The 21,380-nt window shown below is 67.2% G+C and carries 19 protein-coding genes; 6 read left to right on the top strand and 13 right to left on the bottom strand.

Annotated features, from left to right (window positions below; all coding sequences use genetic code 11):
• Positions 1–142: 142 nt before the first annotated feature.
• A complete protein-coding gene (locus OHA70_RS24240; protein WP_328321383.1) occupies positions 143–985 on the bottom strand; it encodes a DegV family protein in 843 nt (280 codons plus the stop codon).
• Between the two features lie 52 nt (positions 986–1,037).
• Between OHA70_RS24240 and OHA70_RS24235 the strand changes: the two genes are divergently transcribed.
• Complete coding sequence (locus tag OHA70_RS24235; RefSeq protein ID WP_328321381.1) at positions 1,038–1,556, top strand: pyridoxamine 5'-phosphate oxidase family protein; 519 nt, start codon at positions 1,038–1,040, stop codon at positions 1,554–1,556.
• An 896-nt stretch (positions 1,557–2,452) separates the two neighbouring features.
• On the opposite strand, the gene OHA70_RS24230 is transcribed toward OHA70_RS24235, so the two are convergent.
• The 8 genes from OHA70_RS24230 to OHA70_RS24195 form a co-directional block, all read right to left on the bottom strand.
• Positions 2,453–5,014 carry an ATP-binding protein gene (locus OHA70_RS24230; RefSeq protein ID WP_328321379.1) on the bottom strand — a complete coding sequence of 854 codons (2,562 nt, stop codon included), beginning with the start codon at positions 5,012–5,014 and terminating at the stop codon, positions 2,453–2,455.
• 124 nt (positions 5,015–5,138) lie between these two features.
• Complete coding sequence (locus OHA70_RS24225) at positions 5,139–5,345, bottom strand: hypothetical protein (RefSeq protein WP_328321377.1); 207 nt, start codon at positions 5,343–5,345, stop codon at positions 5,139–5,141.
• A gap of 96 nt (positions 5,346–5,441) precedes the next feature.
• The gene (locus OHA70_RS24220; RefSeq protein WP_328321375.1) at positions 5,442–5,861 is read right to left on the bottom strand and encodes a YjbQ family protein; all 420 of its coding nucleotides are present in this window, start codon (positions 5,859–5,861) and stop codon (positions 5,442–5,444) included.
• 12 nt (positions 5,862–5,873) lie between these two features.
• On the bottom strand, positions 5,874–8,363 hold the full coding sequence (gene leuS / locus OHA70_RS24215) for a leucine--tRNA ligase (RefSeq protein WP_328321373.1): 2,490 nt from the start codon (positions 8,361–8,363) through the stop codon (positions 5,874–5,876).
• Between the two features lie 152 nt (positions 8,364–8,515).
• A complete protein-coding gene (locus tag OHA70_RS24210) occupies positions 8,516–9,412 on the bottom strand; it encodes an AraC family transcriptional regulator (protein WP_328321371.1) in 897 nt (298 codons plus the stop codon).
• Positions 9,413–9,421: 9 nt separating this feature from the next.
• Entirely contained in the window at positions 9,422–10,189 is a 768-nt protein-coding gene (locus OHA70_RS24205) for a phytanoyl-CoA dioxygenase family protein (RefSeq protein ID WP_328321369.1), read from the bottom strand.
• Positions 10,190–10,322: 133 nt separating this feature from the next.
• Positions 10,323–10,565, bottom strand: coding sequence for a hypothetical protein (locus tag OHA70_RS24200; protein WP_328321367.1), 243 nt, complete (start codon positions 10,563–10,565; stop codon positions 10,323–10,325).
• A gap of 13 nt (positions 10,566–10,578) precedes the next feature.
• Positions 10,579–12,264 (bottom strand): sodium:solute symporter family protein, encoded by a 1,686-nt coding sequence (locus OHA70_RS24195; RefSeq protein WP_328321365.1) that lies wholly within the window; start codon positions 12,262–12,264, stop codon positions 10,579–10,581.
• Positions 12,265–12,431: 167 nt separating this feature from the next.
• Here OHA70_RS24195 and OHA70_RS24190 point away from each other — a divergent pair, with 167 nt between their 5' ends.
• The 3 genes from OHA70_RS24190 (at position 12,432) to OHA70_RS24180 (ending at position 14,982) form a co-directional block, all read left to right on the top strand.
• Complete coding sequence (locus OHA70_RS24190) at positions 12,432–12,926, top strand: hypothetical protein (RefSeq protein ID WP_328321363.1); 495 nt, start codon at positions 12,432–12,434, stop codon at positions 12,924–12,926.
• The gene (locus OHA70_RS24185; protein WP_328321361.1) at positions 12,923–14,233 is read left to right on the top strand and encodes a histidine kinase; all 1,311 of its coding nucleotides are present in this window, start codon (positions 12,923–12,925) and stop codon (positions 14,231–14,233) included. Before OHA70_RS24190 ends, OHA70_RS24185 begins: the two co-directional genes overlap by 4 nt.
• A gap of 104 nt (positions 14,234–14,337) precedes the next feature.
• Positions 14,338–14,982, top strand: a complete 645-nt coding sequence (locus OHA70_RS24180; protein ID WP_328321359.1) for a response regulator transcription factor — start codon at positions 14,338–14,340, stop codon at positions 14,980–14,982.
• A 431-nt stretch (positions 14,983–15,413) separates the two neighbouring features.
• On the opposite strand, the gene OHA70_RS24175 is transcribed toward OHA70_RS24180, so the two are convergent.
• Together OHA70_RS24175 and OHA70_RS24170 are read right to left on the bottom strand one after the other, a co-directional pair.
• Positions 15,414–16,445: an endonuclease/exonuclease/phosphatase family protein gene (locus OHA70_RS24175; RefSeq protein ID WP_328321357.1), complete on the bottom strand. Its 1,032-nt coding sequence runs from the start codon at positions 16,443–16,445 to the stop codon at positions 15,414–15,416.
• Between the two features lie 169 nt (positions 16,446–16,614).
• On the bottom strand, positions 16,615–16,794 hold the full coding sequence (locus tag OHA70_RS24170; RefSeq protein WP_328321355.1) for a YegP family protein: 180 nt from the start codon (positions 16,792–16,794) through the stop codon (positions 16,615–16,617).
• A gap of 120 nt (positions 16,795–16,914) precedes the next feature.
• On the opposite strand from OHA70_RS24170, the gene OHA70_RS24165 reads away from it, so the two are divergent.
• Positions 16,915–17,520, top strand: a complete 606-nt coding sequence (locus OHA70_RS24165) for a hypothetical protein (protein WP_328321353.1) — start codon at positions 16,915–16,917, stop codon at positions 17,518–17,520.
• A 26-nt stretch (positions 17,521–17,546) separates the two neighbouring features.
• Complete coding sequence (locus tag OHA70_RS24160; protein ID WP_328321351.1) at positions 17,547–17,993, top strand: carboxymuconolactone decarboxylase family protein; 447 nt, start codon at positions 17,547–17,549, stop codon at positions 17,991–17,993.
• Here OHA70_RS24160 and OHA70_RS24155 read toward each other — a convergent pair.
• A complete protein-coding gene (locus OHA70_RS24155; protein ID WP_328321349.1) occupies positions 17,990–19,012 on the bottom strand; it encodes an ABC transporter substrate-binding protein in 1,023 nt (340 codons plus the stop codon). The genes OHA70_RS24160 and OHA70_RS24155 overlap by 4 nt on opposite strands.
• Before the next feature lie 71 nt (positions 19,013–19,083).
• Positions 19,084–21,357: a glycoside hydrolase family 95 protein gene (locus OHA70_RS24150; protein WP_328321347.1), complete on the bottom strand. Its 2,274-nt coding sequence runs from the start codon at positions 21,355–21,357 to the stop codon at positions 19,084–19,086.
• Positions 21,358–21,380: the final 23 nt, after the last annotated feature.

Here is a 21,380-nt window from a genome sequence, read left to right as displayed (position 1 = left end):
GGGAGGGGTACCGCGAGCATGCCGAGGGTCTGCGGGAAGCGAGGGGTACCACGGGCATGCCGGGGGTCAGCGGGAAGCGAGGGGTACCGCGGGCATGCCGGGGGGCAGCGGGGAGGGACTACTACCACGGGCATGCCGGGGGTCAGCGGGGAGCGATTACTACTGCGAGCATGCCGGGGCCGACGTGGGCGCCTATTACTGCACCTACCTCGCGGAGGACGATTTCTTCCGCCTGTGGGAGGCGGTCGGCTAGGCCGTCTGCGAGGGTCTGGGCCTTGTCGAGGTTGGCCAGGTGATGGACGGCTACCTGGACCGGGCCGTCACCGGCGCGCTGGACTGCGATGTCGGCGAGGCGGGCGATTGCGCGGCTTGACGTGCGGACCTTCTCCAGCGGGACGATCCGCCCACCGCTGATGGTCAGCAGTGGCTTGACTGCTAGCGCAGTACCGAGCAGGGCTTGGGCTGCTCCGATCCGGCCGCCGCGGCGCAAGTACTCGAGGGTGTCGACATAGAAGTACGACGAGACCGCAGCCATCCGCGCGCGGGCAGCCGCCTCGACGCCCGCCTGGTCCGCCCCGTCAGCGGCAGCCAAAGCAGCAGCGAGGACCGGGAAGCCCAACCCCATCCCCAGCGACCGCGAATCGACCACTCGCACCGGGATCGGCGACTCCTTGGCGCCGATCATGGCCGCCTCGAACGTCCCCGACATGTCGCCGGACAGGTGGATCGAGACGATCGACTCGGCCCCGGCCTCGGCGCATTCGGCATACGTGTCCGCGAACGACTGAGGAGCGGGCCGGCTCGTCGACACCGGGGTGAACGTCTTCAGCGCCTCCGCGACGGCGTCCGAGCTGGTCGCGCCGTCGTCGTACGCCGTCCCGCCGATCACCACCTGCAGCGGTACTACGGTCAGCGGGAGCCGGAGCACCTCGTGCGCCGACAGACCCGCGGTGGAGTCGGTGACGACGTGCACGCGGGCTGACATGCAGCGAGGTTACCGGACAGTTTTCGTCCGCGCCCGGTGTCAGACTCGGTCAATGAAAGAGACGAGCGAGGAAGTCGGGGACCTGCAGCGGCTGCTCGAGGCGGCCTACGAGCGCTCCACGGAGCATCTGCGCGAGATCATCAGCGACGAGCGGCGGCTGACCGCCGCCGAGCTGGTCCGGATCCTGCAAGGCATGTGCACGCTCAACCTGGCTACCGTGACCGCAAAGGGTGAGCCGAGGATCAGCGCCGTCGACGGCCACTTCCTGCATGCTCGCTGGGTGTTCACCACGTCGATGCAGGCGGCCAAGGCACGCCAACTGAAGGCCAGACCTGCCGCAAGCATCTCGTACGTCGACGGCGAGCGGATCGGCGTCTTCAGCCACGGGCAGGTCGAGTTCCTCACCACCGACCACCCTGACTTCGCCGAGATCGAGGCCCACCTGGTGGCCCACTACGGCAGCTCCCCCTCCAGCTGGGCCGACGAGATCGCGTACTGCCGCCTCCAGCCGCACTGGATGGTCGGCTACGCCTTCGACAAGACCGCAGTACTGGCCCAAGCCGTTACCTGATCCGCCTCGGCGAGGTGGAGGGACCATCCCCTGTGTGGTCCTCCACCTCGCCGCTAGAGCTGACTCCCCCTCGGTGTCAGCTCACATGGCTTGGTACCGGCTACGCGGCGAGCCGTCCCCTGTGAGGCTCACCGCAATCCCCCGGGGAGCCCCAGCGGTCGACCCACCGGCGGGTGACCAAACCCGCCGGCTTTCCCGTGTCGACCGGACCGGCACTCGTCCCCTGTGTCGTGTGCCTGGTCGCTGCTGGGACCCCGCCCCGGGTCACGTGCCCTGACGGTGCACGGCCCCCGGTGTGAGGTAGGGCAGCTCCACACGAGCCAGCACTCCGGAGATCTCGGCAGTTGTTCGGCGCCCCCACCGTCCGACTGCCGGATGTCCTCCGCGTCGCCTGCTCCGGATTGGCCGAGCTTCCCGGCAGTCCGGCGAGCCATGTCTGCCTCGGCATGGTCATCGCCTCCTTCCGTATCGCTCGAACCCGGTCTCGGATCTCTGTCTCGTGGAACCTGTCCTACGGCTGTAATTCTTGTTCCGCAGGCCATGTCCGGACGAGGCAGAAGCACCGGCAGTTCCCCGGCAGCTTCCACCGATCCCCGTCACGAAACCCGAGCTGGCTCGTCAGGCGCCAGCACCCTTCGACGCGGCAAGGGAAGGAAGGCGAAGGGAGTGGAGGCCCGGTCGCCAGGCGTTGGGGTGGGGAGGGACGGCGTGAGCGCGGGGACAAATGGCGCCGGGTGGAATGGCGTGGGCGCCGGCGAGGGACCGCGCTGGCGTCGGGAGGACGGCGGGGGCGCGGGGAGGACTGCGGGTGCGGGTGCGAGGGCGGAGCGCCGAGAGCGGGGTGCGGAGGCGGAGCGCCGAGAGCGGGGTGCGGGGTGCGGGGTGCGGGGTGCGGGCTAGGACAGTGCAGCGAGGAGTTCGTCGGCCATGTGGCGTACTGCTTCGGCGGGGTCCGGCAGGGGCCAGCCTTCGGCGACCGGGGCGCTCTCGCAGGACTCCTGTAGGACGGCCCATGCAGTGGGGAGCATGGGCGGGTCCATCGTGCGTTGCCAGGCCAGTAGCTGGCCACAGAGCGCATCGGCCTGCTCGTGCTGCCCCAACGCATGCAGCACGGCCACAGCCTCAGGCATGACGTCCAGCAGGTAAACAACCCGTCCCTCGACCAGCAACCGGCTCACCGCGTCCCGGATGGACGACCTAGCCTGCTCCAAGTCCCCCGTACGCCGGGCCAGCCGGCTCCGGTACAGCATCACCAGGTAGTCGAAGTACCCGCGATGCCCACGAATGTCAGCATCAGCCTCATCGATCAGCGCCTGCGCCAGCTCGTACCGCCCAGCCTGGAACTCCACCATCGCCAGGCACCCAGCCACCTTGGTCCGCTCCGGGTCATCGGAAGCCTGACTCCCCCGCGCCAGCTCAGCCCAGCGGCGAGCCTCCGCAAGATTCCCCAGCTCCGACTCAACCCGGCTCAGCGCCATATACGCGATCTCATCCGGGTACACCCCCGGATTAGCCAGCGCGGCCTCCCAAGCGAGCAGCAGCTCCTTGGCCTCAGGCAGCCGCCCCCACCGAGCCAGCGCGAGCCCACAGATCGCCTGCACCGTCGCAGACCGCTGCACATCGCCATGCTTCAAGGCGTCATCAACCAGCGCCGGTATCTCCGCCAAGCTCAGTGTGTCGAGCAGGAGCGACCCGGACGACACCCACCCGCCACGGGCCATCAGCCCCATCTCCGAGGACGGCGAGATGAGTGTCCGCGCCTCCCCGTAGTACCGGCGAGCGGCTCGGACGTCACCGGTCAGGTTGGACAGCCGGCCGGCGATAGCGAGCAGTCGACCGCTGACCTCCTTGTCGTGGACGTTCTCCGCGCACACGCTCGCCCACTGGATCCCGCTCTCGGCCACGCTCGCCTGGTACTGCCACGCGATCCGGAACCCGAGCACAATGGCCGCAGCCGTGTCCCAGTCCCCCAGCGCCGATGCCCGCTCCAGGGCGACCTCGAAGGTCGCCGAGTTCGCGTTGGCCGCCCGGTAGCGCCGCTCGCGGTCCGGGCTCGACCAGGCCCCGTCCAGCGACTCGACGTACGTCGAGCACCACGCAACAGTCCGATCCTTGAACTCCACCAGGTCGGTACCCTGCGAGGACAACCCCGCATAGGCGTGCTCGCGGATCGTCTCGAGCATCTTGTACCGCGCGCCGTACAGCGCCTCGAACTCCAGCACCGGCTGCAGCAGTGACTTGTCCACCAGCTCAGCGAGCAGCATCGGAACGTCCAACGCGTCGATCGGCGAACCCGTGCACACCCCCACCACCGCGTCCAAGGTGAACGGCGACCCGAGCATCGAGGCCCGATAAAGCAACTGCCGCGCAGGATCCGACAGCGCGTCGACGCTCCACGCGATCGTGTCCGCCAACGTCCGCTGATGCGGCGCCCCAAACCGCCGCGGCCCCGACAACAACCGGAACCGGTCATCCAGAGCCGCCAGGATCGTCTCCACCGACAACGACCCAGCCCGCGCAGCCGCAAGCTCCAACGCCAACGGCAAGCCATCCAGTCGCTGGCAAAGCCGAGCAACCGTCGCCGCGTTCTCAGGAGTCAAAGCGAAGTCAGGCCGCACCCGAGCCGCCCGCCGGCAGAACATCACCACGGCCGGCGACGCCGCGATCTCCTCCAGATCCTTGTCATTGGCCGGTACGCCGAGCACCTGCACCCGACGCACGACCTCATCCGGCAACCCCAATGGAATCCGCGAAGTCACCAGTACGCCGATCCCCGGGAAGCTGCGCACCATCCGGTTCGCCACGGTCGCGACCCCGTCGAGCACGTGCTCGGCGTTGTCCTCGACGATCACCAGGTCACCCGGCTTGCGCCCGGACAACACGTCATCCAGATCCGACGTCCCAGGAGCCGTACCGAAAGCATCGAGGATCGCTGACGGTACTGCGGCATCGCGCTGCACCGTCGTGAGGTCGACGACCACCACGGCCGTGTCGACCGACGAGACCCGATCGGCAGCGGCCAGCGCGAGCTCCGTCTTGCCGACTCCACCCGGCCCGACCAGCGTCACCAGCCGGTTCTGCCGCAGCAGCTTCTCGATCTCCGCCAGCTCGACCTCGCGCCCGACGAGACCGTCCGGGATCGGCCTGGTACCTCGCCAACGCAACCCGGTCGGCGCGGGATCAGCCACCGCGATGACCGGCCGCACCGTCGCATGACCGGCGGCGGCCAGGAACCGGCCGGCGTCGCCGTCGCGCAGCCCGAGACCTTCAGCGAGCAGGCGTACAGAATCCTTGCGTGGCCGGGCGACCCGGCCCGCTTCGAGCTCGCGGATGGTCCGCACGCTGAGCCCGGCCTTGTCGGCCAACTCCTCCTGTGACAGTCCTGCCTGGACCCTCAGGTCAAGCAAGAGATCGGCGAAACCACGCCTCTCCTCAGCCCGGCCATCCGCGTCCGACAAAGCCCGTCACCCCATTCAGAGCCTCACAGTCCCCCCACAACATAGCGTGACAGGGGTGTCGGGCCCGTACGCACCCGGTGACCAGGGATCGAGACGGCGAGCAGGCAAACGATTGTTTGCCGCGTCAGGCACTGACGCGTACTGAATCCACTTCATTCACAGGTGCGTACAAAGACAGCACACTGGTCCATTCTTCGATCCGGGCCCGGGTGTCGGCGCGGCCCGAATCCGCATTCAGCAGACTGCCGTCGCAAATGCCCCGGGTCGCGCGGACCAGGAGCTCGGTGCCAACCACGAGCCAGTGCTCACGCAGGTTCTCCAGGGCCGCCATGCCGAGTATTCAAGCGGAGACGTGTTTCGCATACGTAACGCATTCGGCAACATCGCAATAAGGCATGAACAATCTGCGAGTCCATTGAAAAAACAGCTAACTCGGCAACCAGGAAAGGCGTACCTGCCGTTGGGGATTGTCCACATTGGTGTCGACCAGGCAGATGGACTGCCAGGTACCGAGCGCGAGCCGGCCGCCGATCACCGGGATCGACGCGTACGGCGGGATCAGCGCGGGCAGCACGTGATCGCGCCCGTGCCCCGGCGTACCGTGCCGGTGCTGCCAGCGGAAGTCGCGCGGCAGCAACTCCTCCAGTACTGCGAGCAGGTCCGTGTCGCTCCCCGCGCCCGTCTCCAGAATCGCGATCCCAGCAGTCGCGTGCGGGACGAACAGGTGCAGCAGTCCGTCGCCCTGGGCCTGGTGGGCCTCAGCGGCGACGAACTGCTCACACCTGCTGGTCAGATCGAAGACAACCTCGCGGCCGCCGGTCTGAACGTCGATCAGCTCTGAACGCATCCGTGCAGCGTCTCAGGCAGGGACGATGTTGACCAGCTTCGGCGCGCGGACGATGACCTTGCGGGTTCCCCGGCCGTCCAGTGCCTTCTGGACCGCCTCGGACGCCAGCGCCAGCTGCTCCAGGTCGGCGTCGGAGATGTCGGGCGACACCTCCAGCCGGTCCTTCACCTTGCCGGCGATCTGGACGATGGCGATCACCGAGTCCTCGACCAGCAGCGCCGGGTCGACCTTCGGCCAGCCGGCCTTGGCGACCGTGGGCTCGTGACCCAGGTTCTCCCACATGTCCTCGGCCGTGTACGGCGCGACCAGGCTCAGCAGGATCGCCACCGTCTCGACCGCCTCGCGGACCGCCGGGTCGGACGCCCCCGGGCCGGAGTCGATCGCCTTGCGGGTGGCGTTCACCAGCTCCATCACCCGGGCGACCATCACGTTGAACCGGTACGACTCGACCAGCTCGGTCGCGTCGTGCACCGTCTTGTGGGTCAGCTTGCGCAGCGCCAGGTCACCGGTGCTGACATCAACGCCCACCGGAGACTCGACCGACCCGGCCAGCCGCCAGGCCCGCTGCAGGAACTTCAGCGACCCACCCGGCGACATGTCGGCCCAGTCGATGTCGTCGTCCGGCGGACCGGCGAAGACCATCGTCAGCCGGACCGCGTCGACCCCGAAGGCGTCCAGCTGGTCGCCCAGGTTCACCCCGTTGCCCAGCGACTTGCTCATCGCCTTGCCCTCGTTGATCACCTGGCCCTGGTTCATCAGCCGGGTGAAGGGCTCGGTGGCGTCCATCATGCCCATGTCGTGCAGCGCCTTGACGAAGAACCGCGCGTACAGCAGGTGCAGTACGGCGTGCTCCTTGCCACCGACGTACTGGTACGTCGGCATCCAGCGGTCCACCGCGGCCCGGTCGAACGGGCCCTCGGTGTAGTCCGGCGAGATGTAGCGCAGGAAGTACCAGGACGAGTCGACGAACGTGTCCATCGTGTCGGTGTCCCGCTCGGCGGGCCCGCCACACTTCGGGCAGCTGACCTCGACCCAGTCGCGGGCCGACGCCAGGGGCGAGACACCCCGGGGAGCGAGAGCCGCACCGCGCAGGTCCGGCAGCTCGACGGGCAGCTGGTCGTCAGGTACCGCTACCTCGCCGTCGACCGGGCAGTGAATGATCGGGATCGGCGCACCCCAGTAGCGCTGCCGGCTCAGCAGCCAGTCGCGCAGCCGGTAGTTGATCGTCCGCTCGCCCAGGCCCTTGTCCTCCAGCCAGTCGATGATCGTCGACTTGGCCTCGGTGACGCCCAGCCCGTCCAGGCTGATCTCGGCGTTGGAGCTGTTGATCGCCGGGCCGTCGCCGGTGAACGCCTTGCCGTCGAAGCCCTCTTCCGGCTGGACGGTACGGACGATCGGCAGGCCGAACTTCTCGGCGAACTCCCAGTCGCGCGAGTCCTGGCCGGGTACGGCCATGATCGCGCCGGTGCCGTAGTCCGACAGCACGTAGTCGGCCGCCCAGATCGGGATCCGCTCGCCGGTCACCGGGTTGGTCGCGTAGGAGCCCAGGAAGACGCCGGTCTTCTCCCGGTCGGTGCTCAGCCGCTCGATCTCGGTCGATGCCTTGACGGCCTTCAGGTACTCGTCGAAGGCCTCCTGCTGATCCGGCGTGACCAGGTCCGCGGCCAGCTTGGAGTCGGGCGCGACGACCAGGAAGGTGGCGCCGAACAGCGTGTCCGGGCGAGTGGTGAAGACCTTGATCGGCTCTTCGCGGCCCTCCACCTGGAAGCCGGTGAAGGCACCTTCGGACCGGCCGATCCAGTTGCGCTGCTGCAGCAGGATCTCCTCCGGCCACTGCAGCTGGTCCATGTCGTCCAGCAGCCGCTGGGCGTAGTCGGTGGTCTTGAAGTACCACTGGGTCAGCTCGCGCTTGGTCACCTCGAAGCCGCAGCGCTCGCAGCGGCCCTGGACGACCTGCTCGTTGGCCAGCACGGTCTGGTCGTTGGGGCACCAGTTCACGTACGACGCCTTGCGGTACGCCAGACCCTTCTCGAAGAACCGCAGGAACAGCCACTGCGTCCACCGGTAGTACTCCGGGTCGGACGTGTGCAGCCGTCGCGACCAGTCGAAGCTCAGCGCGTACCGGCGGATCGACTCCGCCTGGGTCTCGATGTTGGCGTAGGTGTAGGTCGCCGGGTGCTCGTTGCGCTTGATCGCCGCGTTCTCGGCGGGCAGCCCGAAGGAGTCCCAGCCGATCGGGTTCAGCACGTCGTAGCCCTGCTGGAACCAGAACCGGGACAGCACGTCGTGCAGCGCGAACACCTCGCCGTGGCCCATGTGCAGGTCACCGGACGGGTAGGAGAACATCGTCAGCGCGTACCGGCGCTCGGCCGAGCCGTCGTCCTTCGCCTTGAACGGGTCGAGCTTCTCCCAGACCGGCCGCCACTTGGCCTGCATGGCGTTGAAGTCGTAGCCGCCGCGGTCGATCGCGTCGTCCGCCTCGTGCTCCACGTGCTCGCTCACCGTCGTACTCCTGCGTTCTAGGGATGACCTGGGAACCCTGCAAATAAAAAATCCCCTCGCACAGGAGGGGACGCCGTACTGGTCAGCGCTCAGAAGGCGCCAGTACGGCTAACTAAGGAGCAGGGTCACTCGCATAGCCATAGATTACCGCATCAGACGAAGGAGGTTCCGCCGGTACGCCGGAACTCTCCGGGCGTACGGCCGTAATGCCGCTTGAACGCGGTGGAGAACGGCCGTACGTCGGAGTACCCGCAAGCGCGCGCCACCTCGGTCACCGTGTACGCCGGGTCGAACAGCAGTTGCGCGGCGAGCTCCAGCCGCATCCGGCGCAGCGTCGACATCATCGACGCCCCGATGACCTGCCGGAAGAGCCGCTCCGCGTGGCGCTCCGACAGATGTACTGCAGCCGCCACCTCCCGTACGGTCACCGGCCGAGCCAGGTTGTCCAGCAGATGCCGCTGCATCGCCTCAACCACCACCAACCCTCTCTCCCGTACTACGGGAGCCACCGACAGATCCTGGTCGAGTGCGAACGCCCGCGCCGTGTCCAGCACGAGCGCAGCCCCCAGTGCCGCCACTACCTCGCCGTACCCGGACCGCGGCTCCGCAGCCTCACCTGCCAACGCAGTGACGAGACCAGGCAGCCCACCCAGCTCGCGCGACATCACTGGCCCGTCCGGCCGATTCAGCCCCGACCACCATCCGGTGCCGGAGACAACGGACGTCGGGCGGAAAGTAAAGCCCCAGAAGGCGATCCCAAGCGGCGCCGACCGGCTGGACTCGATCTCGTGCACATCACCCGGCCTTGCCAGGAACAGATCCCCCGCGCTGACGTCGTACTCCGCCGAGCCACAGTTGAACCGTCCCTCACCGGAGTAGGCCAGACACACCTCATAGAAGGAGTGGCTGTGCCAGTAGTTACGCCAGTACTCCGGCCGGTAATGCCCCCAGCTCACGAAGTCCGCACGGAACTCGCCGACCTCACAGGACTCCAAGAGCCCCCAGAGGTCGACGAACCGCTCCGCCGCGGCGACCGTTGCCAGGCTCAAGCAAACCTCCTACACCGAACCGCGACCGGTGGGGTCGATCCCTCTCAGGATCATGCCCTGCCCGAGCGAGTGATCATGGGTCTTCACGGTCGGCGGGTCGGAGGGGTCGCGGTACTGGACCAACCAAGTGGTGCGCGGCTCGCTGCTGACGTTCACGCCGGAGCCATGGACGGTCAGGTAGGTGAAGAAAAGGACATCGCCGGCCTCGGCAGGCTGCGGGACGGCGTCGTCGAACGGTACGTCGGGAAGGTGGAACGACCCCTCGGGGTCGTGCTCCCGCGGCCCGGCGAGGTGGCTGCCCGGGATCACCCGGACGCAGCCCTTCTCCTCCGGCGCGTCGTCGAAGTGGAAGATCGCGGCGCCGACCCGGTGGTACTTGTGCGGGAAGAACGGATAGTCCTGGTGCAGCGGGAACGGCGACCCGTTCTCCGGCGGCTTCACGAACAGCTTGGTGTGGTGCAGCTGGACGTCCTCCACCCCCATCACCGCAGCGGCCACGTCGGTGAACCGCGGGTCCACCAGCAGCTTCGAGAACGCCGCGTCGTAGAACTGCGCGTCGTGCAGATGCTGCAGCCGGGTCTTCGCGTTCGACATACCCATCGCGGACTGCCAGGTGGGGTCGTCTTCGCGGTTCAGCCGGGCCAGCAACGCGTGACTGGTCTCCCGGTAGGCGGCCGCTTCTTCCTTGCTGAGCAGGCCTTTCACCAGTACGAAGCCCTGCTCGGCGTACTGCGTGGCCAGCGCCGGCAGATCCGTCCGGCTCTGCGTGATCGTCATCTCGGATTCCTCCTGTTCGGGTACTACCGAGCGTAGGAACATCGACGTCCGAGCAGCAGGATCTGCCCGGACGCCGATGTTCGTCAAACGGACACGCACCACTGGTCCTACCACGACCAGTGGTGCCGACAGGTCACTCGCTCGCCTTCTCCACCGGTACGACGATCGGCCGCAGCCGGGCCCACAGGATGAAGATGCCCGCGAAGACGAGCATCGCGAGCCCGCCCCACAGGTTGATGTTGATACCGGCCGCCTTGTCGACCTCCTTGGGGTCGGCGATGATCCCGAGGATCGTCAGCACCACCCCGTAGATCGCGATCAGCAGCGCGATCACCACCCGGATGTCGAACGCGCCGGCCTTCTTCTTGTCTGCCATCTGTCCGCCCCTCTCAGCCGAAGACGATGTTCAGCACGACGACCATCGCCAGCGATATGCCGGCCAGCACGGTCGGCTTGCGGTACCAGCCGTGGTCGCCCTCCTCGGCGACCTCGGTCCGGTCCTGCTTCGGGGTCAGCGAGTAGACCAGCCCCTTGAGCTCCTCGTCCGTCTTCGGTCTGGTCGCCATGCTCACCACGATGCTGACCAGGATGTCGACCACGAAGGCCGCGCCGGCGCCGACGAAACTCGCACCTTGCCCGGGCAGGTCGATCGCGCCGGTCTCCGACAGGATGAAGACCAGGATCGCCGTCGAGGTACCGCTGACCAGGCCGACCCAGCCGGCCGTCGCCGTCATCCGTTTCCAGAACATACCGAGGATGAAGGTGGCGAACAGCGGGGCGTTGAAGAACGAGAACAGTTGCTGCAGGTAGTCCATCAGGTTGCTGTAGCCGGAGGCGATCGCCGCCGTGCCGATCGCGACGATGGTGCCGCCGACGGTCGCCCAGCGGCCGAGCCGCAGGTAGAACGCGTCGTCGCGGTCCTTGACGATGTACCGCTCGACCAGGTCGTAGGTGAAGACCGTGTTGAACGAGCTGAGGTTCGCCGCCATACCGGCCATGAACGAGGCCAGCAGACCGGTGATGGCGAGGCCGAGCATGCCGTTCGGCAGCAGGTCGCGCATCAGCAGCAGCAACGCGTCGTTGTAGGTCACCGAACCGTCACCCTTGTTGGCCTTGAGCTGCTGCATCTCCGGGACCGCGACGGCGGCGATCATGCCGGGGATGATCACGATGAACGGGATGAACATCTTCGGGAACGAGCCGATGATCGGGGTCCGCCGGGCGGCCGACATGTTCTTGCTGGCCAGCGCGCGCTGCACCTCGACGAAGTTCGTCGTCCAGTAGCCGAACGACAACACGAAGCCGAGGCCGAAGACGACCCCGATCACGGACAGCCAACTGCTGGTGAAACCGCTTAGCTGCTCGCCCGGCCAGGCATGCAACTGCTGGCTGCCACCGTTGGGATCGGCGGTGATCTTGTCGACCAGTCCTTGCCAGCCGCCGACCTTGTGCAGGCCGATGATGGTCAGCGGCAGCAGCGCGGCGACGATCACGAAGAACTGCAGCACCTCGTTGTAGATCGCCGCGGACAGACCGCCGAGGGTGATGTAGCTGAGCACGATCGCCGCGGCGATGATCAGCGACAGCCAGATCGGCCAGCCGAGCAGCACGTTGACGATGGTGGCCAGCAGGAACAGGTTCACGCCGGCGATCAGCACCTGGGCGACGGCGAAGCTGATCGCATTCACCAGATGCGCCGTCTTGCCGAACCGCCGCAGCATGAACTCCGGCACGCTGCGCACCTTGGAGCCGTAGTAGAACGGCATCATCACGACGCCGAGGAACAGCATCGCCGGGATCGCGCCGATCCAGAAGTAGTGCACGGTCGGCATCCCGTACTGCGCGCCGTTGGCCGACATGCCCATGATCTCGATCGCGCCCAGGTTGGCCGAGATGAACGCCAGGCCGGTCACCCAGGCGGGCAGTGATCGCCCGGACAGGAAGAAGTCGAGGCTGTTCGAGACCGCGCGTTTGGCGAGGTATCCGATGCCGAGCACGAACGTGAAGTACAACGCGATGATGATGTAGTCGATCGCTGTGGCATCGAGCCGCAGGATCGAGTCTTGCGCTAACACAAGCCGGCCTCCGCATCGTCGTCCTGACGCTTAGTGACGCTACCGGTGAGGAACGTTACTCTCCTCGCCGCACTCGATCCCACCGGGCCGCGCCGGTGGGTTTCTCCACCCCGATCTCCACCCATAGGCGGTCCGAAACGTGGCAGTAATTTTCTAACTTCAGGATCATGTCGATTTCTTCCCTTGCCAATGCCGCGATCGTGGTCGTGATCGTGATCGCCGTCCTCGCCCGCCGGTTGTCCTGGTCGGAGCTGGAGAACTCCGACACCGACGTCTGGCGCGGCCCACTCGTGATGGCCGGTATCGGCCTCTACCAACTGCACGACAAGCTCACCGGCGCCGAGCTGGGGCCGCTCGACATCACCTTGCTGATCCTCGGCGTCGGGCTCGCGCTCTTCGCCGGACTGGCCACCGGACGCGTCGCGCAGGTCGAGCATCGGGGTCCGAAAGTGTTCTACCGACTCGGGCTGCCCGGGCTCGGGATCATGGTCGGCTACCTCGTCCTCCGGCTGGGTCTTGCCGGCGTGGGGCACCTCTTGGGTGCGACGATCACCTCTGGCGGTGGGTCGCTCCTACTGACCTTGGGCGCCAACCTGCTGGTCCAGTCGGTAGTCGTCCAGTCCAAAGCACATCGACAGGCTGAGGAGTACTCGAGCAGGTGAACACGAGGGCGATCTTCGGCGAGACCGGCTGGCTCGGCCGGGCGATGACGTCGGCCGTGGCGATCGGCGTGCTGGCGACCGCGCGGCCGGAGCAACGCTGGGTCTGGGTCGTGCTCGGGGTCGGCCTGGTCACCTTCCTGGCCGGTACCTTCCTGATGAACTACCGGCCGTACTGGGCGCTCGGCTTCCTCGCGTACGCCGCGATCAGCTCGGCGCTCGTCACCGGCGTATCCGGGTCGAACGCGCTCGTGCTCGTACTCATCCCGCTCACCGACATCGCCGTGATGGTGCATCCCTGGCGCAACCGCCCGATCATTGCCGTCGGCATCAGTTGCGCCATTGCCTTCGCGCTCTCGGCGGTGTGGTGGGATCGCTCGGTCGGCTGGTACTTGAGCCAGTTGATGTGGACGGCGATCCTGGTCGCGTTCGGACTCAATCGGCGGCAGTACGAAGTACAGGCTCGTCAGACGGCGCAGTTGCTCGAGCAGACGCAGCTAGCCCAACAGGAGCACGCCCGCGCAGCCGCCCTGGACGAACGCGGCCGAATCGCGCGCGACCTCCACGACGTACTGGCCCATTCCTTGGGTGCGTTGTCGGTGCAACTCGAGCTAGCCGAAGCATTGCTTGCCGACCGCAACGACACGGCCGGTGCATTGGATCGCGTACGCCGCTCGCGCCGCCTCGCCGTCCAAGGCCTGGTCGAAGCCCGAAGCGCCGTCGCCGCCTTACGTTCCGACGAGGCACCATCCCTACCCGAGGCCCTCACCGCCTTGGCCGACCAACACTCCACGGACCACCAAACCAAGGTCACAACAACAAAATCCGGTACTCCCCGACCAACCCCCTCAGGCATCACCGTCGCCCTCCTAGGCGCCGCCCGAGAAGCCCTCACCAACGCCGCCCGCCACGCCCCCACCCAACCCATCACCATCCACCTCTCCTACGACACCCCCCTCCGCCTAACCATCCACAACCCGACAACGGGCCAAGCACAGGACCGGCACCCGGCTGATCCGCTCCTGGATCCCACCGCCTCGCCCGGGTACAGGCCCGGGCTCGCGGAGGCACGGGAGCAACTCACCCTCGATGGCGGCAAGCCAGGAGCCGACCCAACCGGCAGCGGTTTCGGGTTGGCCGGGATGCGAGAGCTACCTGCGCTCGACCGCAGCCAGCCGGAGGCCGGACCAGCCAACAACGGTTTCGGGCTAGCTGGGATGCGGGAGCGCCTGGCCCTGGTCGGTGGCAGCCTGGAGGCCGGCCCAGTCAGCGACGGCTGGCTGGTCATCGCGGAGGTGGCAGATGCCTGATTCGTCGATGCGCGTGCTGGCGCCGGATGCTGGCCAGCTGACATTGGTACCGGGCGCTGGGCAGCCCGTGGTGGTACCGGGTGTTGGTCAGTGGGTGGTGGTGCATGGCTGAGCAGGTGGTGCGGGTGGTGGTTGCGGATGATCAGCAGGTTGTTCGTGAAGGGTTGGTCGCGTTGCTGGGGCTGATCGATGGGGTCGAGGTGGTGGGAGCGGCCGGTAACGGGGCGCAGGCGATTGAGGTTGTGGCTGCTGGTGGGGTGGATGTGGTGTTGATGGATCTGCGGATGCCGGTGCTTGACGGGGTGAAGGCGACGGCACGGATCACCGCGGAGTACCCGGAGGTTGCTGTTCTGGTACTGACGACGTACGCCGATGACGAATCGATCGCACTGGCGCTGCGGGCCGGAGCACGTGGGTATCTGACCAAGGACGCCGGCCGGGTGGAGATCGGCGCGGCTCTGCACGCAACAGCCGCCGGGCAGTCGACCTTCGACCCCGAGGTCTCCCGCAAACTGATCGCCGGCCTGAACCCGACCCCGGCCCCCCGCAACGACGGCCTCACCGCCCGCGAGAGCGAGGTCCTGAAACTCATCGCCCAAGGCCTGAGCAACGCCGAGATCGCCGACCTCCTCTTCATCGGCGAAACCACCGTCAAAACCCACATCAACAACACCTTCGCCAAAATCGGCGCCCGCCACCGCGCCGAAGCAGTCCGCTACGCCTACCGCCACGGCCTAGCCGAAGCCTGACGAGCACACCCACCGCAGCACCCCACCCCAGGCATCCCCACGCCGCCTCGCCGCTCGCTCCTCCGTAGCTCACCACTCGACGCTCATACCCACCCAGCTCTGCGCTCCTACGTCGCGCGCATCGAGAGTAGACACCCGCCGAGCCGAGCTGACCGTGCGGGAAGACAACCGATCGCGGCCTTCCGCATACCGGGGCCGACCGACAAGCCGGTCCACTCAAACGTCCACGCACTCGCCCAGCCGACGACCGCAGACGACTGGGCGGGTGCGGAGGTCGACAGCCGGCCAGCGGCATAGCCGACACGGCAGGTCGATGCCTGTCGTCGCTGGCGGGTTATCGTGCCGCTAGCGCGCTGCATCACGCCAGCGGCACCAAAACCAGCCAGCCGTCGCAGACCCGCCAGCTGGCCTGACGGGTGGCGGGCTGGCCGTCAGATGCGGAGTTCGGCCACAACAGGGCGGTGGTCGCTGCCGGTTGAGTCCATTACCCAGGCCTTCGTGGGGGTGACTCCTCGGACGAGGATGTGGTCGATTCTTGCCATGGGGAACTTGGAGGGCCAGGTGAAGCCGAAGCCGAAGCCGGCGGCTCCTTGGGCTGAGCGGAGGCCGTAGGTGAGGGGGGCGAGGCTGCGGTCGTTGGCGGTGCCGTTGAAGTCGCCCATGACGATCACGCCGGCCAGTTTTTCCTGGGCGATCTGTTGGCCCAGTTGCTTGATGGTGTTGTTGCGTTGGTCAGAGGTGAAGCCGCTGGTGCCTACCCGGACAGAAGCCAGATGGGCGACGTAGACCGCGACCTTGCCCTGCGGAGTCGCGACCTCGGCACGCAGTGCACGCGTCCAGGCGAAGCCGACGTCGACCGATTGGCTCTCCTCAACCGGGAACTTCGACCAGAGGGCGACCGTGCCGCGCGCAACCACGTGCGGATAGGTCTCAGCGAACTGCGCCTTGTAGATCTTCAGGTCGGCCGGAGTGATCTCCTCCAGCGCGACGATGTCGGCATCGGCCGCGAGCAGGTCCTGCGCGGTCTGCTCCGGATCCTTGTTGGCCGCGTCCACGTTGTGGGAGAGCACTCGCACATCGGCCGCGCCACCGCCCTTGCCCGGGATCAGCGCGTTGCCGAACATCATTCCCCAGACCAGCGTCGGCACCAGCAGCGCGACCCCAGCAGTAGCAGAGCGGCGGACGATCGCCGCGACGGCGAGCAAAGGAATGGCGACGCCGACCCACGGCAGGAAGGTATCGACCAGGCTGCCGAGGTTGCCGAACGAGTTCGGGATCCGCCGGTGGAACAGCAGAGGCAGCGTGACCAGGAGCGCCAGCAACGCGATGAACCAGCCTCGGCGCCACCTGCCGCCCTTGCGTTGCTGCCGCGAAGCGGCGCGCGAGGAAGCCCGCCCGGTACCCGGTTTACGGCGGCCGGCTCCGGGTTTGCGGCGGTTGGGCAGTGTCTGGCGGTCGGACATGAGGTCGATTCTTGCCCACGCCCGTCCCGGACCAAAGCCGGGGCGACCCCGATCATCCCGACGGCGGGCTCATTTCATCCCTTGGTACCACCGCACCGTCCGAAGGTACGGCTCCAGACCCGTTGCCCAAGGCAACAGGCCTGGACCCGGACCCCCTTGACCCAGGGCGCTAGCTCTGGTCGTCCACGAGGGCGTCGGCGGCGTTCTTCTTCACCGACGCGACCCCGTTCAGTGCGGAATCCTTGCTCTTGTACCCCTCGGAACTCGCGATGATCTGCCCGTTCGGCGCCTTCAGCCGGAACCGGTACTCACCTCGCGCGTCCTTGTAGACCTCGAACTTGGCCGCCACGATCCACCCTCTCTGGTCACGGGTCGTCCTATGCCTGACTATCGCCGACAGAGCGCGGGTGTTACCGCGAATCGCCGTGACTTCTGGCGTGGGACCCTCCACGCACCGACAATGCGGGATATGCGTGAGGACACGACTACAGAGCCGTTCGTCGTACGGCGTACCGGGCTCGGCACGACGCTGTCCATCCTGTACGTCGGTGCGCTGCTCGTCGCCCTCGAGATCCTGCTCACCGTCGGCGCCGTCCTGTGGGCCGTGATCACCGACTCCCCCATGCGGAGACCGCTGGAGGCCATCTGGCTGTCCTGGGGCGGAGCACCGCTGATCTTCGCGATCGGCCTGCCGATCCTCATCCTGGTCGGCGCGATCACCACCGCCGAATCGCGCCACGAAGCCGACTCGGACGAAGTACTGCTGTGTGTCGACGCCGACCGCGTCTACCTCGGCGGCGACCAGCCGCAGATCCTGCCCTGGGACGAGGTACACGGGATCTGCCGGGTGGAGCGGCACTGGGATCACGGCGAGGACGGCGAGGGCTGGGACCCGTATCTGGTCGTCATCACCCATCCCGAGGCCGGCGACTCAAGGCACTGGGGTCCATCGCGGCAGTGGCCCGGCACCCACGCGATCATGGGCAAGCCGCTCGAATTCGATGCCCTCGCCGAAGCGGTCAAGCGACATGCGCCACACATCCCGGTCACCGACCGGGGTCGTGTCCCGGAGTAACCCTTCGACCGCTTACCGTGCGAAGCATGACTGAATCCTTCGCGCCGGCCCCCAGCCTCGACAGCCCCGAAGAGCAGGCCCGGTACGACCGTGGCGCCGCCGTCTTGAACGCAGTCGACGGCGGCTCGGCCCCCGCCGTGATGGAGGCACTGGCCGACATCGCGCCGGACCTGGCCCACCACATCGTCGCGTTCGGCTTCGGCGACATCTACGCCCGCGCCGGCCTGGACCCCAAGCAGCGGCAGCTCGTCACGCTGGGCATCCTCACCGCCCTCGGCGGCTGCGAACCGCAGCTCGAGGTGCACGTGCGCACCTCCCTCAACGTCGGCCTGACCCCGACCGAGATCGTGGAGGCCCTCACCCACGCCGCCGGCTACTGCGGCTTCCCCAAGGCACTGAACGCGATCTTCACCGCCAAGAAGGTCTTCGCCGCCCGCGGCCTACTGCCCGTGGGCGGCGAACCTACGACCTAGCTCTTACCGCCGAGCAGCTTCTCCAGGTCGTCCAGCGTCGCCATCGCCCCGATCGGGCCGAGGCCGAGGAACCAGACCTCGTCGTTGACCCGCGCGACCTTGCCTGCCTTGACCGCGGGCAACGCCTTCCAGATCGCCCCGCCGACGACCTGGTTCTCCTTGGTACCGGTCGCGGGACCGAAACTGGAGTAGAAGATCCAGTCGCCGTCCGCCTTGCCGATGTTCTCCTCGGAGACCTCCACAGCCAGGTCCTGCACGTCCTGCACCTTCGGCCGCGGCAGCCCGATGTCTTTCAGGATCACGCCGATGAACGACAGGTTGCCGTACAGCCGGATCTCCCCCGGCCGGAACCGGACCAGCGAGATCGTCGGCGAACCGTCGATCTTGCCCTTCACCTCGGTGGCGCGCTTCTGGTAGTCGTTCAGCACCTGAACCGCCTTGGTCTCCTCGCCGACCGCCTCGGAGACCAGCAGGAAGTCTTCCTTCCACGGGAACCCCGGCCGGATGCTGAAGACGGTCGGGGCGATCGCGCTGAGCTTGGAGTAGAGGTCATTGGCGCGCAGCTTGGAGCCAAGGATCAGGTCCGGCTTCAGCGCGGCGATCGCCTCGATGTTGAGCTCGCTGACATTGCCGACCGTCTTGATGCCCTGCGCCTTGTCGGCCAGATAGCTCGGTACGCCGGTCTGCCCGGAGTTGGTCGCCATCCCCACCGGCGTGATGCCGAGAGCGAGCACGTCGTCCAGCTCGCCGCTGTCCAGTACGACGACCCGCTCGGGTTTCTTCTCGATCTTGGTCTCACCGAGCGCGTGCTTGACCGTCCGCGGGAAGGCCCCCGGCTGCGCATCCGAGCCGAGCTTCGCGGTCTCCGCATCGGCAGTGGAGAACAGCCGCCCACCGGTCGCCACGTCCGTGTCACCGACGCCGGTGTCCGCCGACTTCTTGTCGTTGCTGCCACATCCCGCCAGCAGCACCGCCATCATCATCGCGCCGGCGACCAACCGCCGAGCCGATCCACTCACAAGCTGTCCTATCTCTTCAACCAGTTGGGGGCCTGGTTGAGATTACAACAACTTTGGATAGGCAAACCTAATCAGAGGATGGCCGTCTCTCCTACTGACATGGAGATCTCCACGGCGTCACGATCGGCAACACGGACAGTGAAGGTCCCTGCGACCTCCGCGGTCACCGAGACCTTCTGCACCTGACCGCCTGCCCAGGTGACGTCGAAGGCAAGGCCTCCACGAGCCCTCAGACCGATGTACGAGCCGTCCGGCCACTCGGCAGGCAACGCGGGCAGCAGGTGGATCACGTCCGTGTGGCTCTGGATCAAGAGTTCGGCGATGGCTGCCGTGAGGCCGAAGTTGGCGTCGATCTGGAAGATGTCGCCGTCACGGTGGAGCAGGTTGTCCGAGACGAGCCGGCTCGTGTAGTCACGCAGGACGGCCGCCGCCTTCTCGGGCTCGAAGAGCCTTCCCCACAAGGCGATCAGCCACGCGCTGGTCCACCCGCCAGCAGGCCGGCCTGACGTCCGTACTGCGAGAGAGGCACGCACGGCAGCCGCCCATTCCGGCGTACCGGCCGGGTCGATCTGTGCACCCGGGTACAGCCCGTAGAGGTGGGACTGGTGCCGATGGTCGAACTCGGAGGGCGGCCAGTCGGTCTGCCACTCCATCATCCGGCCGTCTTCCGCGAGCTCGATCGACGGCAACCGTAGTACTGCGGCCTGCCCGCGCGCGGCGACCTCGCTCGACAACCCAAGCGCCTCCTCGGCCTCGACGACATTGGCGACCAACTCGCGGATCAGCCAGTTGTCGTACGTCGTGGTGAGGTCGACCGACGCCTTCTCGCCCGACGGTACGAAGAAGTGGTGCTCGGGCGCGGTCGACGGGATGAACTGCAACCGTCCCTCGCCGTCCTCGACGAGCATCGAGAGCACGAACTCCGCCGCGCCGAGCAGTACCGGATACGCCTTGTCACGCAGGAAGTCGAGGTCCGGGTGGAAGCGGTGGTGCTCCATCAGATGCGCCGAGAGCCAGACGCCACAGGTGGCCGCCATCGACCAGACGGGGTCGTCGCCGCCGTCGCCGACCGGCCAGCTCGCCATCCAGATGTCCGAGTTGTGGTGTGAGACCCAGCCGGGTGCGTCGTACAGAATCCGGGCAGTCTCGGAGCCGGACTCGGCCAGGCCGGTGAGCAGGTCGGTCAACGGGTCGAAGCACTCGCGCAGGCCGGTGACGTCGGCGGGCCAGTAGTTCATCTGGGTGTTGATGTTGTTGGTCAAGTCGCTGGCCCACATCGGGCGGCGGTCCTCGTTCCAGATGCCCTGCAGGTTGGCGGCCTGCGTTCCGGGCCGGGAGGACGCCATCAACAGGTAGCGCCCGAAGCTGAAGATGAGCGCACTCAGTCCAGGATCGGTACCACCGGCAGCGACCGCGCTGACGCGTTCGTCGGTAGGCAGGTCGACCGGCTCGCCAAGGGTCAGACCGGCCCGGTCGTACAGGGTGATGTGGTCATCGAGATGCCGCTGCTTGAGCTCGCCGAGGTCGACCGCTTCGAGCAGGTCAATTGCCTCGCGCAACGAAACGGCAGGATCGGAGCCAGGGACAACGGACCAGCCTTGGAAAGTACTTGCTGCTGACAACAGAACGGTCAGGCTGTCGGCACCGCGAACGCTGAGACCGGCATCAGTTGCGGTGACCGTTCCACCTGTGGCGAAGGCGCGCAGGGCGACGCCGAAGCCGATCCCCTGGCCTTCCTCGTAGCGGATCGGGTCGGGGCTGGTCCGGTACTCGATGGTCAGATCCGACGGGGCACGCCCGACCATCGTCGCGGTCATGTCCGCTGCGTCGAGGCTGATCGGGTGCTGACTGGTCAGTGCGAGGTCGACGTCGATAGCACCCGGCGCATCGGCTTCGATCGTCCAGACCATCACCTGGTCCGGCGTCGACACATAGGTCTCGCGATGGAAGCGCACTCCCCCACGGCTGTAGTCGATCGCAACGATCCCGGTCCGCAGATCCAACGACCGCCGGTACTCCGAAGCATCACCAGGCGACGTGATCAGCAGGTCGCCCAGCGGCTGGAACGACTCGACCAGCGGCCCTTGCAACGCACGTGATCGCTCGGTCGCGGCGTACCGGTCGCCCTCCTCGAGCAGCAGCCGGCGGATGTCGGCCACCACCTCGGGCCCGTCGGTCACCGCCAGCTTCCGTGCACCCGCGCCCGACCAGACATCGTCGAGATTCAGCGCGATCCGCTCGTCGGCGACCCGGCCGAACACCTTCGCGCCGAGATGCCCGTTGCCGACCGGCAGCGCCTCGAACCAGTCCGGCGCCGGAGTACGAAACCACAGTTCGTGCGACATACAGCGAGCTTCCTTAAAGGCAG

This window comes from Kribbella sp. NBC_00382 (assembly GCF_036067295.1).
Taxonomy (GTDB): Bacteria; Actinomycetota; Actinomycetes; order Propionibacteriales; family Kribbellaceae; genus Kribbella.
The sequence above is the reverse complement of the archived record's forward strand: the minus strand, read 5'-3'. Positions and strand labels throughout refer to the sequence as shown.